This window comes from Xanthocytophaga flava, from assembly GCF_030068545.1.
Taxonomy (GTDB): Bacteria; Bacteroidota; Bacteroidia; order Cytophagales; family 172606-1; genus Xanthocytophaga; species Xanthocytophaga flava.
In genome coordinates this window covers 462,774-481,153 of sequence record NZ_JASJOR010000002.1, presented here as the reverse complement: position 1 = coordinate 481,153, position 18,380 = coordinate 462,774, and the positions used below count along the sequence as shown (strand labels likewise).

Genomic DNA, 18,380 nt, shown 5'->3' with positions numbered 1-18,380 from the left:
TAGCATACTATATATGACATATACACAACAGTAAAATGCAATAGAATGGCAGACACTGGTTTCAATACTGGATATAAGTAAGTAAGAATAGTGAAAAAGCAAGATTATCTTTTATGTAGAGGTTGTTTTTAGATTTAATATGGTGGACTTCCGAAATACTTCTAATTTTGTGCGCTATTTATTGATAAACAGATACTTCTGTAACAAATAAGCAGTATACTAAAAGAGAGTGATATGAAGAATTTATCAGAGCGGATCAAATACAGTTATTATTTTCCAATGGGCCTCTTTTGAGAAATAAAAAACACAATTTTGCCATATTTGGTTAAAATTTTTTCACTTTACTTTGCGTTCTAGTATTTCATACAATACTTCCTACGAAACCCAACATGAAAAAAGTACAAGAAAAAATCTTTTTATTTTTAATCTTTAGTTTTTTATTCTATACCGCTCAGGCACAGAATGAAGCTGCTGGGTCTGGTGTTAAACTATTTTTTCCCGGATATGCCAACTGGAATACAATAGAAGAGGGGAAAGAATTAGTATTTACATTGCGTGCTGCTGGTGGCACAGGTAGCCATTATACCTTTGCTATTACACAGGGAAAACAGGATGGGATGGACTTTGATACCAGTGGCTATTTTGCATGGAAGCCTGAATATAACTTCGTTGACAGATTGAATAAAGAAAAGTCTATTCAGGTCATTTTTGAAGCACGTAATGATAAGGGTGAATCTGCCAGCCAGACTGTTGAATTCAAGGTAAAGCATGTGAACCAGCCACCTACCATCGGAGATATGAAGACATGGTATGTTGGATATAATACCCCTAACAAATATGTGATCAATCCTGGGATGGTAAAGGACGAAGATAATGATCCAATTGTATTTGTGCCTACAGACAACATGCCTGAGGGAATGCAACTCAATGCACAAGGGGAATTTACCTGGAAACCTTCTCTGACTCAATTCAATGCATTGAAAGCAAAAGCAATGTATATTGATTTTATTGTAGAAGATCAGCCGGGTAAGTTGCAGAATAAAGGAAGAATCCGAATCGAAGCTACACAACAGGATTTACCTCCGGAAATTACCATTGTGCCTAAAGAGACATTTATAAAATCCAGAGAAAATTCACCTATTGATATCCGTTTTTATATTGCAGATCCTAACGGAGATGATGACGTAACTGCTTTTGATTTTATCTCTGCGTCTTCCAGTATTCCCAAAGATGCCTTGCAAAAGATTACTACCAATCGGTACGAGTTTATCTGGAAGCCTGGTTATGATTTTGTGAAAGATCCAAATGATTCACTCAGTACTCAGATTACCTTTTTTGCTCTGGATAAGTCGCAGAAAAGAGCTGAGCTTAAAGTAAACTTTTTGATTCTCAATACTGTAGACGAGCAAGCAAAAGACTTGCAGTTATATACTCAATACAGGGTTGCTTTGGTACGTGCATGGGATCTGCTTGAACAGTTGAAAGCGAAGGAACAAGAACTAAAACGTGCCTATAAAAGAGCTAAGAAAGGAAAGGTTCATAGGTCTATTACCAATGCTTCGTTAGGAGCTATTTCAGGTGTGGCCCCTGTTGTAATAAAACCAAATAGTACTGCTGTAACTACTGTAGGAGGAACGGCTGTTGCTACTATCAGTACACTTGAAGCTACAGAAGTAATTGGACGATCAACAAAGGATATTATTGAGCGATTAAACTATATCATTGAAAAGAAAAACGAGCTACAGACAAAAGGAGATATCTTTGCCCGGAAATATGCATTAAAATCATCTCGCAATAGCAAGGATTATACAAAAGATCTGGACGATTTTGTGGCTCTGTTGAATTTGAAAGGTATGGTTGCATTGGAACTGGATGCCTCATGGGAAAATAAAAAACAAGCAACAGATAAAGCTATTAAAGCAACATTTAAAGATTTCAGCCCATTGGAAGAAAGTACTAAATAATATTGCATATACATACATACTATAAATAAAAAGACCTGTGCTATCAAAGCACAGGTCTTTTTATTTATAGTATGTATTTTTAAGGGCTAGTTAAATTGTCCTTTTAATAACTTATCCTACCATTTCTGCTTTTACCAGAGTGGCTACACGATCAGGACCTGTAGAGATAAATGTAATAGGCAAATTCAATGCCTCTTCCAGATAAGCTACATAGTCAGCTAATTGAGAAGGTAGTTGATCAAAAGAATGAACGCTGTTTAAATTGGATTGCCAACCTGAAAAAGTCTTATAAACAGGTTCAACCGGAGCATCACACAGATCAAAAGGAAGTTGTTCTGTTTCTGTACCATCGGCTAAACGATAATGAGTACAAACTTTTATTTCATCAAACTCAGATAATACGTCTACTTTCATCATCACCAGCTGAGTTACGCCATTCAGCATAATTGCATAGCGAAGAGCTGGCAGATCTAACCATCCACAGCGACGAGGACGTCCAGTCGTAGAACCGTATTCATGTCCGATACGACGAAGTTTTTCACCAGTTTCCTCTTTCAGTTCTGTCGGGAAAGGACCTGAGCCTACCCGAGTACAATACGCTTTAAAGATACCATATACTTCTCCAATATGACTTGGTGCTACTCCCAAACCTGTACAGGCTCCGGCTGTCATAGTTGTAGAGCTGGTAACAAATGGATAAGATCCAAAGTCGATATCAAGTAATGATCCTTGTGCACCTTCTGCCAGAATGGTTTCTTTCTGTTGAAGAGATTTGTTGATTGTATATTCTGTATCTTCCAGTTTGTAGGTCTTCAGGTATTCGATAGACTCGAAAAAGTCTTTCTCCATGGAAACCAGATCAAAGTAGATGAAGTTGTGTTGTTTCAGAATAACCAGGTGTTTTTCTACCAGCTTCTTGTATTTTTCTTTAAAGTTTGGAGAAACCACATCCCCCACACGCAACCCTTGGCGGGCAATTTTGTCAGAATACGTCGGACCAATACCTTTTAGTGTAGAACCAATTTTGTCATCCCCTTTGGCTTGTTCATAGGCAGCATCCAATAGCCGATGGGTAGGCATAATCAGCTGGGTACGCTTGGAAATAAACAGATTGCTGCGTAGATCTATGTTAAACTTTTCAATAGCGGATTCTGCTTCACGACGAAAAACAATAGGATCCAGTACTACTCCGTTACCAATGATATTTTTAGTATGCGGCCGAAATATACCTGATGGAATCTGGTGTAATACGTGTTTGATTCCATCAAACTCCAGTGTGTGACCAGCGTTAGGGCCACCTTGAAAGCGCGCTACAACCTGATAACGTGGAGCCAGAAAATCTACAATTTTACCTTTGCCTTCGTCACCCCACTGTAAGCCTAACAAAACGTCTATCATTTGTTCAAATGTTAATAGTTAAAATGGTTAATTATCGAATGGTTGATTGTGATATATACGCAATAAATGGCCAAGCAGCCAAGTTCTGTGAAGCACTATCTATAAAGGATAACTTCACAGGTCTCAACCATTCAGCCATTGAACTACTAATCTTTTTTATATTCGCATTGATCCTTTGTGCAATTACCATAGAAGATTAGTGAATGATGAAGTACATTAAACTTCAGCAAGTCACCTACCATATTCTGAATATTCTGAACTCTGGGATCACAAAACTCAACAACACGATGACAATCTGTACATATGAGATGGTCATGTTGGCGGTATCCATACGATTTTTCGTATTGAGACATGTTTTTACCAAACTGGTGTTTGGTGACCAGATCACAATCAACAAGAAGATCAAGGGTATTGTAAACAGTTGCCCGGCTTACCCGATAATTCTTATTTTTCATCGATATATATAACTCTTCCACATCAAAATGGTCTGTTCGTGAATATATCTCTTCCAGGATAGCAAACCGTTCAGGAGTTTTGCGCAATTCTTTTTTTTCTAGATACGCCGTAAATATTTTTTTTACCTCGGCGAAATGTGCTTGGTTCAGAGGCATAGCGCGTTCTTAATATGGGGGTCAGTAACGTATTATAAGATAGGTAAAATATTACACTCACTCATATAACAAAAAGACCAGCAATTTAATTTTAATGCAAAGGAAAGAATATCTTTTGACAAAGAAAAAGCAAATGTATATTCTCTAAACCATTTGCATGAAAAGAAACTGTCTCAAAACAGATGATGCCTTTATGAGTATAGATTTTTGAAGTGTATAATCTGTTCATTTTTAGTTAATTAACTAGCGAATAGAGATGTAAGGTAACGTTTGTTAAGTATAGCATACCATCCAAAGAGTTTTAGAACCACTGATGGATTTTTTCTTACATTTGAAGGAAGTAGACTTTTACTTTGCCACTCCCAAGTTAAGAAGTTATACTTTTTTGCGATAAAATTCAAGTCTTCCTGCATAAGTACTGCGGCTATATATACATTAGTCGCTACAAAACTCCCATGAAAATTATTGAAATTATCTCTGAAAAGAGGTTATGCATACCTTCAATCCTGATGATTGTGGCATAATCATGTATTTAGTCTATTTAACTTACTATGAAAACACTACATTTATTTGAAGCAGGGAAACTTGCTGTCACTACTGTTTTACTTTTTACTTTTTTTGCCTGGTCTTGTGAAAAAGAAGATAGAGATCCTTCATCACAATTAATACTCCCTACTGTAAATGCCGGTCCTGATAAAGTGATTACTCTACCAGAGGCAATGGTGCTGCTGACTGGAAGTGTAAGCGATTCGGATGGAACTGTTAAAGCCCAGCATTGGACACTGGTGTCAGGACCTAATGCGCCAACTTTGCGGAATGCGGATTCTGTTACCTTGTCTGTATCTAATCTGATTGAGGGAGCCTACATATTCCGTTTAACAGCTGTAGACGATGAAGCCTTGGGAAATTCAGATGATGTATCTGTGATTGTCAATCCTGTCTTGACAGATCCAACGGCTGCAAAGGTTGTAAAGATTACATATTCTGCTATTGATTACCAAACTATGACATATGATGAGGAGGGTAAGATCGTAACATACCATACTCAATGGCAGTTTGTGCAAAATGATCCGTCTATGATTAAAAAGATTACCTATCGATTCCACTATAATGAAGCAGGGCTGGTGAAGCAACTTACTACAGACGAAGCTGGCTATCCTGTTAATTATTATTACAAAAATGGAGTCTTGGAGAAAACAGAGGAACTGAATTACAAGAATGAAGTAGAAGTGAGGCGTTATTATACATTTGAAGGAAGCCGACTAAAAGAAGAACGTTGGGAAACAAATATTGCTGCCGGCGACATAGAGAAGCACACTATTCGGTTTGACTATGATACCAAAGGGAATGTAATCAGAGAATCTACTTTTAAATCTGCTAAGTCAGGCAATGATGAAGAGATTCATAACATAACAGAGTATTCGGATTTTGACGATAAGAAAAATCCTGATAATACATTAATGCGTTTTCCTTATTTGCCAGAAGTAAAAATACATATGAATAATCCTGGCAAAAAGGTCTTTAAAAGTGCAAATGGAACAGTTATCAGTACAGAGGTTTATACCTATCAATATGGTGTAAATGGGTATCCTTCACAAAAAAAACGAAAAATATATGCTAATGGGGCAAGTCCTGAACTGATAGGTGTATATTCTTACAATTAGAAAATATTTCTAGTATCTATATCAGTTATTGTATTCGAAGTTGTTTAGCAGATTAGTGAAGAGAGAGAAGAGTAACTTTGTAGTGAGCCCCGTTTTATACTACTCACCAAAAAATGGATGAGGATGTAACATAAAACATGTCTTTGAACACTTTACTGATTATACTAGACAACTTCTTATGCTTATCTATCTCCGAATCTAGTTAAGTAAGTCTTAAATTACTTTAAATTTGATTATTTCATTTTGTTTTGCCGCTTTTGGTAAAATAGTATACAAAAGGCTATGTTTGTGTTTTAGTAACTGGCTATTTGTGGATGTTTACTATTATGAATCCTGTAACCAGCCTAAATAAACAAAATATACCCAAAGACTTTTTAACCATATTCATTTATAGTATACAGCTGCTATTCCATCACACAAAACATGTCTCAGTCAAAATATACACAATTTGTTGCAAAGCCTCTCAATAAAAGAATAAATACACTTTTAGGGATATTTAAAGGTAACATATCCTTTAAACAAAAAGGGACGCTAATTAGCTATTACATAAAACGTTTACTTAAACAACCTGTATCAGAGAGCGAAAAAAATATATACTATTTATATAGTTTTTTGGTTGATTCCAATGCTCAGTTAATAGAAGAATATAAAGATGAGTATAAAGTAAAGGTTTTTATAGGTTCAAAGGCAAACGAAATCTATTTGCGCAAGTTTCCAAGTAGTGATCAGTGGGTATACTCTCAGGTATTTATTTATAGGCAATATCAGCCTGTTATAGATATGATGTTGAAAGAATACACTAAAGATAGTCAGCTTACTATTATAGATGCTGGAGCGAATGTAGGTATGTCTACCCTTTATTTTAAATCAATTTTTCCTAATGCGAAAATTATCTCAATAGAGCCTGAATCTGGAAATTTTCAGCGGTTAAAAAAAAATATTGCAGTTAATGATTTTGCAGATATTATCTCTATTCAAAGTGCCTTATGGTATCGGGAAGCTTATCTGGCTGTTATTGAAAGTGGAGATAAGCGAGAATGGGCTTTTTCTGTTGAGGAGACCGAAGATAAAAGTTTATTAAAAGGGTATGATGTGTCATATTATATCAAACAGTTGAATACTGATAAAGTATGTCTGCTTAAGATAGATATAGAAGGTGCCGAGCGATATTTATTTGATAACCGAGAAATAAGTGCTAAACTATTAAGTAGCTGTGAATATTTGGCAATTGAGATCCATGATAATGGTTCTTTACGTAAAAAAATTTATAGCTTTTTAGAAGAATCTGGTTTTGAATACATAGATTCAGATGAACTAACAATAGCAAAAAAGATACACTATGAGCAATAAAAACTTATTAGTGATCTCTATAAATGATCCCACTGATATAAAAAGTTTTAGTGGTATTTCCTACCATGCTTGTAAAGCACTTGAATCTCATTATGTAGTAGAAATAGTATTTATTTCTGCCATTCCTTTCTGGGTTCGGATGTATGGAAAAATAATGAACAGAGTATTCTCTAACCGATATCGGCTCAAAAATTCTACTCTTTATTCTTGGGTTTTATCAAAACAGATACAGAAACAGCTAAAGAAGAAGCAAAAACAATATGAGTATCTTCTTTTTTTTAATTGTGTTCAATTACTGGCACATTTTGACAAAACTGTTTGTCCCAAGAGTAAAATAGTTTACTATTCTGACTCTACATTTCAGTTAGGGTTAGATTATTATCCTGCACTTACAAATTTATCAAACTTTAATATTAAAGAAGGGCATACTATTGATAGTAAAGCTTATAACAATGCGGATCTTATTTTGTTGAGTTCAGAATGGGCTGCTAGTTCTGTTGTTAATTACTATAATGTAGAGCCTTCTAAAGTTAAGGTGCTTAAATATGGAGCAAATCTTCCAGATCTTTCATATCGTAAGAGAATATTCGAAAAACAAATAAGTTTGTTGATAGTAGGAGTAGAGTGGAAAAGAAAAGGAATCAATATTGCTATAGAAGTGCATAAACGTTTACTGGAAATGGGATATGCCTCACAATTAACAATTATTGGATTGAAGCAATATCCTGCAGAAATTCATTCTATTCAGAATCTGTTTCTGCATACTTTCATCAATAAAGGATCAACTGAAGGGACAATGCAATTAAAAAAAGAATTTGAAAATGCTAATTATTTTCTATTTCCTACTTTGGCTGATTGTACACCTATTGTATTAGCTGAATCTATGATGTTTGGATTACCAATTATAGCTCGTAATACCGGAGGACTATCGTCTATGGTCGAAAATGAAGTGAATGGTTTTCTAATTGACGAAACAGGGACTGTTGATGACTTTATAAATGCATTATTAAAAATACATGTGGCTGGTGTGTACGAACGCTTTTCTGAGAATAGTCGGCACTTATATGAAACACAATTCAACTGGGATGTATGGTTGACAAAATTTAAAGATCATGTGGCATCTATATAGATAAAAGATTGAGAATAAATAAAAGAGCTGTGATTGATATCAGTCAGTCACAGCTCTTTTATTTGCCAGAACATTGTAATAAGATATAGCAATGCTATTGATTGTCAAACCGCGTTACATTGACAATGCCAGGTACTCTGTTCAGTTTTTTCATCAATGTATCCAGATGCTCTGTATCATTGACAAAGAGCATTATATTACCTTCAAAAATGCCATCATTGGTTTCAATTTTGATGGAACGCATATTCACTTTTAACTCGTTAGAGATGATCTTCGTAACATCATTTACCAAGCCTACCCGATCAATGCCTGTAAGACGGAGGCCTGCCAGAAAAGCAAGTTCCTTCTGAGATGTCCATTTCGCTTTAATGATACGATAACCATAGTTAGACATCAGGCCTACCGCATTAGGGCAGGTAGTCCGATGGATTTTTATACCTTCATTAACCGTAACAAATCCAAACACATCATCTCCGGGAATCGGATTGCAACATTTAGCCAGTTCATAGTCAATCTTATCCATGTCCTCACCAATGAGTAACATGTCTGAATCCACTCCCCGTACTTTCTTTATTTCAACCTCAAATGATTTAGCATCATTAAACTCCTTCTTGTTATTGGTAGCACGCTGAACCTTCTCATTTTTGAAACGCTTGATATCTGTTTTTGAGATAATGCCTTTGCCTACCTTATACAAAAACTCCTGAGGCGTTTTGGCATCAAAGAAGGCCCGCATCTGATTCACAATCTCATGCGTATTGGGGTCTAGTTTTAGTTTCTTCAGACGTTGAGCTACAATATCTTTGCCCTCACTGACAAACTGTCGATATTCTTCTTTCAGACTTTCCTTGATCTTGGCACGTGCCTTTGAGGTAACTACAAACTTTAACCAGTCTTCACTGGGTTTCTGTTTGCTGGAAGTCAATATCTCCAGCTGATCTCCATTATGCAGAATGTAATTGATCGGAACCAATTTCTGATTCACTTTTGCCCCAAGGCATCGCATCCCGATTTCAGTATGGATATCAAAGGCAAAGTCCAGAGCTGTAGCTCCTGCCGGTAACACTTTGAGTTCACCTTTAGGGGTGAATACAAAAACCTCCTCATTGAAGAGGTTCATCCGGAAGTCATCTACAAATTCAATGGCTGAAACGTCTTCATTTTCCAGCATCTGACGTACTTCCTGAATCCAGTGCTCTACACCCTTTTCATTTTCATGGATCTGTCCATTCTCTTTATATTTCCAGTGAGCTGCATATCCCTTCTCCGCGATATCATCCATACGCTGTGTGCGGATCTGCACTTCCACCCACTGGCCTGTTTTACTCATGGCAGTAGTATGCAATGACTCATATCCATTGGCCCGAGGTGTACTGATCCAATCACGTAACCTATCCGGGTTAGGAGTATAATAGTCTGTAACGATGGAATATACCTGCCAGCACGCAGTTTTTTCCTTATCCAGATCTGTTCGCAGAATAATCCGGATTGCAAACTTGTCATAAACCTCCTCAAATGGAATCTTTTGCTTTTGCATCTTCTTCCAGATAGAGTAAATTGATTTCGGACGCCCTTTTATAATAAAATCATATCCTTCATCCCGCAGGTTTTTCTCAATAGGAGCAATGAAATCAGCAATAAATTTTTCCCTGGCAGCTTTTGTCTGTTTTAATTTTTCGGCAATGGATTTATAAATGTCCGGATCTGTATACTTAAGATAGAGATCTTCCAGTTCTGATTTTATCGCATATAGGCCTAATCTGTGTGCAAGCGGAGCATATAGATACATCGTTTCGGATGCAATCTTTAGTTGTCCGTTACGAGCCATACTAGCTAAAGTCCGCATGTTATGCAGACGATCTGACAGTTTTATAAGGATTACCCGCACATCATCTGATAAGGTCAGAAGCATTTTCCGGAAGTTCTCTGCTTGTTGAGATGTTCCATATTCAAATACACCTGAAATCTTAGTCAGACCATCTATAATCTTTGCCACCTTATAGCCAAACTCCCTTTCTATGTCCTCAATCTCCATGTCGGTATCTTCAACCACATCATGAAGTAGAGCGCATACTACAGAAGTAGGGCCTAGTCCTATCTCATCTACTGCAATCTGAGCTACTGCCAATGGATGATAAATATAGGGCTCTCCGGATTTCCGGCGCATTCCCTTATGTGCTTCGGCAGCTGTATTAAATGCTTTCTTTATGATTTTTGCATCTCCATCCTTTAACATGGGTTTTATTGAACGGAGGAGTTTCCGATATTTTCGGAGAATTTCCCTGCGTTCCTGTTCTGCTCTATCCTGTTCGGTGATAGGCTGAGATTCGATTGTCACACTATCTGTCTGCATTTGTAAATCTGCCGGTTTACTTTTTAAATATCTTTTGAATCATAACTGCCGGATGTAAATAAGCATCCAAACATATTTTACTCTGAAAACAAGATGCTTGGCAAACATACAATGTCTGGTCGTATCAAGTTTCAAGCGTGTGTCAAAACTGTGCAGTCAGACAACTAAATGTCATAAAATAAACAAAAAAATGCAATGATTGATTATCGGGGCGTATGTTCTTTTCCAAAAAAGAATTTTTTTAAAAAAAAGTAGGCAAGATGTTTGACTTTTTAAAATGCTTTTTTACCTTTGCATTCCTTTTGCGGATGTGGCGTAATTGGTAGCCGCACCAGACTTAGGATCTGGCGCCGCGAGGCGTGGGGGTTCGAGTCCCTCCATCCGCACTAAACCCTCAAAGCAGCTTTCGCAGTTTTGGGGGTTTTTTTACTAATAGCAAAATTGGCGGCCGGATTTGGGTATTAGAAGTTCTGGCAAGCTTTCAGTTGAATACAAAATTTTATTGCTGGTTGATGTAAGATTGATCAGCAGTTAATCATCTAACAAATCCAATTATGAACATTATCTTAGACAAAAAAGATACGACCAATGCCTCCATTCGTATCACACTGGAAGAAGCAGATTATCAGCCCCGCGTAGAGAAAAAATTAAAGGATTACAGCAAAACTGCTTCTATCAAAGGATTTCGCCCTGGTAAAGTACCTGCAGGCCTGCTGAAGAAAATGTATGGTAAAGGTATTCTTGTTGATGAGGTAAATAACCTATTGATCGAATCAGTAGATAGCTATATTAAAGAAAATAAACTGTCTATTGTTGGAGATCCACTTCCAAATCAGACAGAAGCTGAAGGTATTGACTGGGATACTCAACGTGAATTTTCTTTCAGTTATGATATTGGTCTGGTACCTGAGTTTACGTATGATGTAAACAAGCTGAACCTGACACGTACAGAAGTTGAAATTACAGATAAGGATATCAACGATTCACTTGATAACCTGAAGGCTCGTCATGGAAACTATATCAATCCAGAGGAAGTAGGAGAGCAGGATCTGGCGTTTGGTGGATTGAAACAAATTGAAGGTGGAGAATTTCAAAAAGAGAATGCATATCTGTTTGTAAACAAACTGAAAGAGGAAGCTAAACCATTATTCCTTGGAAAGAAAAAAGGCGATGTAATTGTTTTTGACATTCAGTCAATTTTTGCAGACAGTGATTCTGTACGGTTGTTTACCCAAATACCTCAGGAAGAAGCAGACAAGCTAGCGGGTAAATTTGAGTTAACTATTGCAGATATCGATCGTCAGGTTCCTGCAGAGATGAATGAAGAATTCTTCAAGAAAGTATATGGTGAAGATGTGAAAAGTGAAGAAGAATTTAAGGAAAAACTTACACAGGAACTTCAGAAACTATACGATAAAGAAAGTGACAACCGTTTGTTACGCGATATTCAGAACCAACTGGTAGAAACTACCTCCATTGACCTTCCTAATGAGTTCTTAAAACGCTGGCTGAAAGTATCAAACAAGAATCTTTCAGATGAAGAGATCGCTAAAGAATATGATGAGTTCGTAAAAGGTTTGAAGTGGACAATTATCAAAGATAAAATTGCCAAGGATCATGACCTGAAAGTAGAGCACGAAGAAGTATTGGAACAGGCTAAAAATTCTTTTAAAGAAGTCTATAACTTCCTGCAGAATGATACTCCTGAGAACGAAAGCCTTCTGAATCAATTGGCTGATAACTTCTTGAAAGCTGAGAAAGGACAGAACTATATGAACACTTTCCAGCGTGTATTTACTGACAAAGTGGCAGCGTTCGTGAAAGATCAAATTACTCCGCAGGTAAAGAAAGTAAGTACAGAAGAATTTAATAAAACAGAAGAAGTCGCTTCATAAGTGATTCATATATAGCGAATTGTTATATTAGCTAACTATTTTATCGGGCAAAACCTCTACTATAGAGTGTTTTGCCCTATTTTGTTTTAGCAGGTCATTATTTCCTGCAGTTATGTCTTTGTTTAATTATTTAGAAAAAGGTACGGTAATTGTAAATGAGAAGAAAGCCCTTTTTGGCAAAGGGCTTTTTTGTTTCGTTATAATTTGTATTTTGCCATCCGCAACTTTTTTTTGATAATCGTATGTTCTACAAAGATTTAAGTAGCGAAGAATTTCGCAAATATGCCGTGAAAGGGCAAAACATCAGCGGTTCAGCGGTTGATGGCTATGTTCATCATGTCGAAAATATGACCCGTGCCGTTATTGAGGAACGTCCTATGAACTTCCGTGAGGTAGATGTTTTTTCGCGTCTCATGGCTGATCGCATTATATTTTTAGGGATGGGGGTTGATGACAACATTGCTAATATAATTATAGCTCAGCTGTTATTCCTGGAATCTGCCGATCCTAAGAAGGATATTCTATTATATATCAATAGTCCGGGAGGTTCTGTTTATGCAGGTTTGGGTATTTATGATACCATGCAGTACATTCGTCCGGATGTCGCTACTATTAACGTAAGTATTGCTGCTTCTATGGCTGCTGTATTGTTAGCTGGTGGTACGAAAGGCAAGCGTTCCTCTCTGAAACATGCCCGTACGATGATTCACCAACCATCCGGCGTTGCTGGTGGACAAGCTTCTGACATTCAGATTTCTGTGAAACAGTTGGTTGCCCTCAGAAATGAATTGTACACTATCCTGGCAAATCATAGTGGTAAGTCTCATGATCAGGTGAAAGCTGATTCTGATCGCGATTACTGGCTTACATCCAAAGAGGCACTGGACTATGGATTGATTGATGAAATCCTGATTCGTGAAGAGAAAGAAGCTCCATTAAAATAATAGATAGTTAATCTTAGCTGAGACATACTTAGTAGTTGATAGTAGTCTCTTCTTTTTAATCCTTTAGCTATTTCAACCATTTAATAATTAAAGATAATATGAATCCTTATAGATATGCTGATGAAGAGCCTGAGATGCCAAAACCAGAAGTGTTAGAAAATGTGTTTGGAGATCGGGTTTTTCAGAAAAAGTTTTTAGAACAACGTAAAATATTTTTATGGGGAGTCGTTGATGACGATTCAGCTCGCTATCTGGTAAATAGACTGTTGTATCTGGATGCTGAAAAACCAGGTGAAGAAATTACTTTTTATATTAATAGTCCAGGTGGAGTGGTAACATCAGGCATGGTAATCTATGATACCATGAAAATGATTCAGTCGCCTGTGTCTACTATATGTATGGGGCTGGCTGCTTCTATGGGATCTATCCTACTTTCTGCAGGTACAAAAGGTCGTAGATTTATCTATCCACATGGAGAAGTAATGATTCACCAGCCAAGTATTGGTGGTTACTTCCAGGCAAAATCCATTGATCTGGAGATTCAGGCGCGTCAGATTGAAAAAACAAAACTGATTGGTGCTCAGATTTTGGCGGATAACTGTGGAAAGACTGTAGAGCAGATCATGAAAGATTTTGACCGTGATTACTGGATGGATGCCAATGAGGCATTAGCCTATGGAATCGTCGATAAAGTTGTTGACAAAATATAAGCAAACATAAATTGCTTCTGTATCAGTTACATAAAGAACCTGCTTTCTGACTATAGAAGCAGGTTCTTTATTTTGATAGATAAAAAAAACGGATGTAAACAAAAATCTGTTTACTTTTGTCTTCAGTTTACCTTTTGCAGAGTAGACAGATAAATATTATTAAATCGAAATTCAATACGCAGTAGTTGAAGACAAAATAATTCAGTGCTGCACAAGTTTCTACTATACATTTATGGCTCAGATTAGCTGCTCCTTCTGTGGGCGAAGCAAAAAAGAAGTTTCCCTGATGCTCTCAGGTATAAACGCACATATTTGTGATCGTTGTATTGAACAAGGACATCAGATTATTATTGAAGAAACTCGCCCAAAAGAGAAAAGTACAACCCCCAAGTTGAATCTGATTAAACCTTCTGATATGAAGAAGTTTCTGGATCAGTTCGTAGTAGGGCAGGATGAAGCAAAAAAGGTACTTTCTGTAGCTGTATACAATCACTATAAGCGTTTGATGCAGCCTAAGACTGAGGATGAAGTGCTTATTGAAAAATCAAATATTATCATGGTCGGCGAAACAGGTACAGGGAAGACATATCTTGCCCGTACTATGGCTCGTCTATTACAGGTGCCTTTCTGTATTGCGGATGCTACTGTAATTACAGAGGCTGGTTATGTTGGAGAAGATGTTGAGACCATTTTGACTCGTTTGTTGCAAGCTGCTGATTATGATGTGGAAAAGGCTGAGAGAGGCATTGTATATATTGACGAAATAGATAAGATTGCCCGCAAGTCTGATAATCCATCTATTACCCGGGATGTGAGTGGCGAAGGTGTACAACAGGCATTACTTAAATTGTTGGAAGGTTCTCTGGTAAATGTTCCCCCACAAGGTGGCAGAAAGCATCCTGACCAGAAGATGATCGCTGTTAATACAGAACATATTCTTTTCGTTTGTGGTGGGGCATTTGAAGGTATCCAACGTCACATCAGCAAACGGATCAACACCCGTCCTATTGGATTTAGTGGAGGTGCTGCTTTCGATACAGTACATGAAAACGAGAGTTTACTTAAATATGTAACAGCTCAGGATCTTCGTTCATTTGGTTTGATTCCCGAATTACTTGGGCGTCTTCCGGTTTTAACTTATCTGGAGCCATTGAGCCGGGAAACTTTACGTCAGATTTTGACAGAGCCTAAAAATGCTATTACCAAACAATACCAGAAGCTGTTTGAAATGGAGAATATTCAGCTTACCTTCCATAGTGATGCTCTGGATTATATTGTTGACCAGGCTGTAGAATGTAAATTGGGTGCACGTGGATTACGTTCTATTTGCGAAGCTATCATGACAAATCTGATGTTTGATCTGCCATCACGTACTGATATTCGTGAATTTGTTGTAGATTATGAATATGCTCGTAGTGAATTTGAAAAGTCTAAATATATTGCATTGAAAGCGGTTGCCTAAACCATTGCTCAAAACCATATAACTAAAAAAGCCTGGTATACCAGGCTTTTTTAGTTATATGGTTAGTAATACAAAGTTATTCAGCATGCATATATACCAGTTCCTTGGGTAGCTGACTAAGAATTAATGTAAATGTCTGATCTATTCTTTGCCAATACACTTCAATATCATTATTCCATTGTTCCTCATTTTTTTTAGCAATCAGTTCGATCCAGACCAGTTGATTGTAGGTTTCATCCATTCCAAACAATTTCAGATTTCCTTTGATGCAGTGAGCCCATCGTGCTATAGCAGATAAGTTATGGTCTTTGACCGCCAGTTCTAATTGCTCCAGTTCCGCAGGTTTACTTTGAAGAAATAAGGTGATAATTTCTCTCAAACTATCAGGATTATTGCCTACAGTATCTTTAAGCAAGCCTAAGTCATATAGCTTAATTTCAGGTGTAGGTTCCTGATTTGTAGATAGTCCGGAAAGAAAAGTTTTTATCTTTGTAAGCATCTTCAAAAACTTTTTTCATATTTTATATAAACATAACAACTTTCACAGAAAAGTTGAATCAGAGCTTGTTAAGGTAACTTAATGATATTGTAGCATTCCTACTGTTAGGAAAAAAAAAGTGTTTTAAAGAATAGTTTTATGAAAATAACTTACATAAATAATACAAGGCGTATTAATAGTTGAGAGTGATTTTTATACTGAAAAAGAGTTGTAGATATATATTGGATGAAAAGTTAAGTAGAAACCAGATGAATCATGTCGTAAAAACATACACATGTAACCTCTGAGAAAATAATATGTATACAGACTTTAATCTATATATTTAACCTTCTAATCTTAACCCGATGGAATAATTCTTATACAAACCAAAAAAAGAAGTTTAATCCGTGTCTGTATCTGTAATCTTTGTAACTTCGTGATAATGAAGTTAAAATCCTATAACTTAGTTTATACCAGCAATGTAACTATCTACTCCACATTTTATTACGAAAAGCATGAAGTCTTCTAAAATTTTCCCTATTCTACTACTGTTTCTATCCGCTACTTTTGCGTGGGGACAAAAACGTAGTGTTAGCATTGATCCCAAATCATATGAAATTGAGAATTTGGGTGATTCTGTAAACAGTACCTATGATGAGTTGGGTCCCGTAATGACCCCTGATGGGCAAACATTATATTTTGCAATTGATGGTCGTCCGGACAATCTTTTTGGAGCCGATGAATCTCAGGAAATCTGGTTTTGTACAAAACGGCCTGATGGAAAATGGAGCAAAGCTAAGCGAATGCCATTGCCTTTTAATCTTGAACAGTTTAATTCTGTAGAGAGTGTTACCCCTGATGGTAGTACATTAATTATTCGGGGTGCATTTAAAAATGGAAAATACAAAGGACCTGGTTTCTCTGCATCAAATCGCACAGCTAATGGATGGTCTGTACCTCAACAACTGGAAATTGAAGGATTTCAGGAGATGAATAAAGGTGTATTTACCAATGCGGTTCTAGCTAACAACGGTAAATTTCTGATATTGGCTTTTAGTGAGGTCAAAAATAGTGAAGCAAGTGATTTGTATGTTAGTACATTGAAGGAAGATGGAAAATGGTCCAGACCTCAATCGTTAGGTACAGATATTAATACCAACGTAAGTGAAGATACGCCTTTTCTGGCTGCAGATGGTAAAACGTTATATTTCAGTAGTGATCGTCCAGGAGGTTTAGGAGCGCATGATATTTACATTGCTCGTAGAGAAGGAGATGGCTGGCAGAAATGGTCTAAGCCTGTTAATATGGGAAGCTCAATCAATACTGAAGAAGCAGATACATATTATACAATGGATGCTACCGGTGAATATGCTTATTTGGTAGCTGATAAAAATAGTAAGGGAGGAAGTGATATTGTGCGTGTAAAATTGAAAGAAGAGTTTCGTCCTGACCCTGTCGTATTAGTATCTGGTAAGGTTTTCAATTCCAAGACACGCCAGCCTCTGGATGCTATGATTAGCTATGAAGTATTGCCTGGTGGCGGTGAGTTAGGGGTTGCCCGTAGTAATGCAACCACAGGTGAATACAAAATTGTATTGCCTTATGGTAAGAGATATGGTTTCCGTGCAAAAGCTCCTGGTTTCATTTCTGTGTCTGATAATATTGATCTCTCTGGATTAAAAGCTGAAGCCAATCAGACTGCTTCGTTAATGGATACCACACTGCGAAATGTAAGTGTGCTGGAAAACAAAGAACAATTTGTAGTAGCTGCAACAGGTAATACCAACGATGCAGTATTAAACTCTGATGATACTCCTCTTTTACCTGCAACAGCAAAAGATACTACTGTTAGTGTAGGTAAAATTATAAGTCGCGATTTGTATCTGGTGCCAATAGAGAAAAACGTAGTTGTTCGACTAAATAACGTATTCTTTGATTTTGATAAGATTCAGCTAAATGATGCTTCTTATCCTGAATTGGATCGTGTTGCTGAGTTTATGGTTGAAAATCCTGCAATTACCATTGAAATAGCCGGACATACAGATGCGATGGGTACAGATGAGTACAACTTAAAGCTTTCGGAAGGTCGGGTTACCAGTGTAAAAGATTATCTTACTTCTCGTAAAGGTCTTGACCCTGGTCGTATTGTGGTTCATGGATATGGGGAATCTGTTCCTCTTGCAGATAATGAGACAGAAGAAGGACGTGCACAAAATCGACGTGTAGAATTTAAAATTATTAAGAATTAATTACCGTTTCAGTTTATAATCCTGACACTTTATCAGGTAATTGTAACATTCCCCCCAGTTTTTTGGTATAACAAAAAGCTGGGGGTTTATATTTGCAGAAAACCCTAGCAAACTGATTTATAGTAAAATACTGTCAAAACTTACGTTTCTGAATAAGTTAGCACGAATTTTGT

13 protein-coding genes and 1 tRNA gene are annotated in these 18,380 nt (G+C 36.9%); 10 read left to right on the top strand and 4 right to left on the bottom strand.

The window, feature by feature from the left end; translation table 11 throughout:
* Nucleotides 1–389 precede the first annotated feature (389 nt).
* Nucleotides 390–1,964 carry a hypothetical protein gene (locus tag QNI15_RS04730; protein WP_314005212.1) on the top strand — a complete coding sequence of 525 codons (1,575 nt, stop codon included), beginning with the start codon at nt 390–392 and terminating at the stop codon, nt 1,962–1,964.
* 111 nt (nt 1,965–2,075) lie between these two features.
* Here the strand turns inward: QNI15_RS04730 and QNI15_RS04725 are convergent, their stop codons facing one another.
* Nucleotides 2,076–3,362: an adenylosuccinate synthase gene (locus QNI15_RS04725; protein ID WP_314005214.1), complete on the bottom strand. Its 1,287-nt coding sequence runs from the start codon at nt 3,360–3,362 to the stop codon at nt 2,076–2,078.
* A gap of 146 nt (nt 3,363–3,508) precedes the next feature.
* Entirely contained in the window at nt 3,509–3,973 is a 465-nt protein-coding gene (locus QNI15_RS04720; protein WP_313986656.1) for a Fur family transcriptional regulator, read from the bottom strand.
* A 551-nt stretch (nt 3,974–4,524) separates the two neighbouring features.
* On the opposite strand from QNI15_RS04720, the gene QNI15_RS04715 reads away from it, so the two are divergent.
* The 3 genes from QNI15_RS04715 (at nt 4,525) to QNI15_RS04705 (ending at nt 8,116) form a co-directional block, all read left to right on the top strand.
* Nucleotides 4,525–5,637 (top strand): PKD domain-containing protein, encoded by a 1,113-nt coding sequence (locus QNI15_RS04715; protein ID WP_314030769.1) that lies wholly within the window; start codon nt 4,525–4,527, stop codon nt 5,635–5,637.
* Nucleotides 5,638–6,060: 423 nt separating this feature from the next.
* Nucleotides 6,061–6,987: an FkbM family methyltransferase gene (locus QNI15_RS04710; protein WP_314002937.1), complete on the top strand. Its 927-nt coding sequence runs from the start codon at nt 6,061–6,063 to the stop codon at nt 6,985–6,987.
* A complete protein-coding gene (locus QNI15_RS04705) occupies nt 6,977–8,116 on the top strand; it encodes a glycosyltransferase family 4 protein (protein WP_314002939.1) in 1,140 nt (379 codons plus the stop codon). The genes QNI15_RS04710 and QNI15_RS04705 overlap by 11 nt, the downstream gene beginning before the upstream one ends.
* Before the next feature lie 94 nt (nt 8,117–8,210).
* Here QNI15_RS04705 and QNI15_RS04700 read toward each other — a convergent pair whose 3' ends face one another.
* Nucleotides 8,211–10,469: a RelA/SpoT family protein gene (locus QNI15_RS04700; protein WP_313986666.1), complete on the bottom strand. Its 2,259-nt coding sequence runs from the start codon at nt 10,467–10,469 to the stop codon at nt 8,211–8,213.
* Nucleotides 10,470–10,773: 304 nt separating this feature from the next.
* Between QNI15_RS04700 and QNI15_RS04695 the strand changes: the two genes are divergently transcribed.
* The 5 genes from QNI15_RS04695 (at nt 10,774) to clpX (ending at nt 15,480) form a co-directional block, all read left to right on the top strand.
* Nucleotides 10,774–10,855 (top strand) — tRNA-Leu (locus QNI15_RS04695).
* A 168-nt stretch (nt 10,856–11,023) separates the two neighbouring features.
* Nucleotides 11,024–12,364, top strand: coding sequence for a trigger factor (tig, locus tag QNI15_RS04690; RefSeq protein ID WP_314030768.1), 1,341 nt, complete (start codon nt 11,024–11,026; stop codon nt 12,362–12,364).
* Between the two features lie 242 nt (nt 12,365–12,606).
* Nucleotides 12,607–13,308 (top strand): ClpP family protease, encoded by a 702-nt coding sequence (locus QNI15_RS04685; protein WP_314002941.1) that lies wholly within the window; start codon nt 12,607–12,609, stop codon nt 13,306–13,308.
* A gap of 98 nt (nt 13,309–13,406) precedes the next feature.
* The gene (locus tag QNI15_RS04680; RefSeq protein ID WP_313986672.1) at nt 13,407–14,018 is read left to right on the top strand and encodes a ClpP family protease; all 612 of its coding nucleotides are present in this window, start codon (nt 13,407–13,409) and stop codon (nt 14,016–14,018) included.
* Nucleotides 14,019–14,250: 232 nt separating this feature from the next.
* Nucleotides 14,251–15,480, top strand: coding sequence for an ATP-dependent Clp protease ATP-binding subunit ClpX (clpX, locus tag QNI15_RS04675; protein ID WP_313986674.1), 1,230 nt, complete (start codon nt 14,251–14,253; stop codon nt 15,478–15,480).
* A 76-nt stretch (nt 15,481–15,556) separates the two neighbouring features.
* Here clpX and QNI15_RS04670 read toward each other — a convergent pair whose 3' ends face one another.
* A complete protein-coding gene (locus QNI15_RS04670; protein ID WP_314030767.1) occupies nt 15,557–15,979 on the bottom strand; it encodes an Hpt domain-containing protein in 423 nt (140 codons plus the stop codon).
* A 494-nt stretch (nt 15,980–16,473) separates the two neighbouring features.
* Between QNI15_RS04670 and QNI15_RS04665 the strand changes: the two genes are divergently transcribed.
* A complete protein-coding gene (locus tag QNI15_RS04665; protein WP_314002945.1) occupies nt 16,474–18,207 on the top strand; it encodes an OmpA family protein in 1,734 nt (577 codons plus the stop codon).
* The last annotated feature ends 173 nt before the right edge of the window (nt 18,208–18,380 follow it).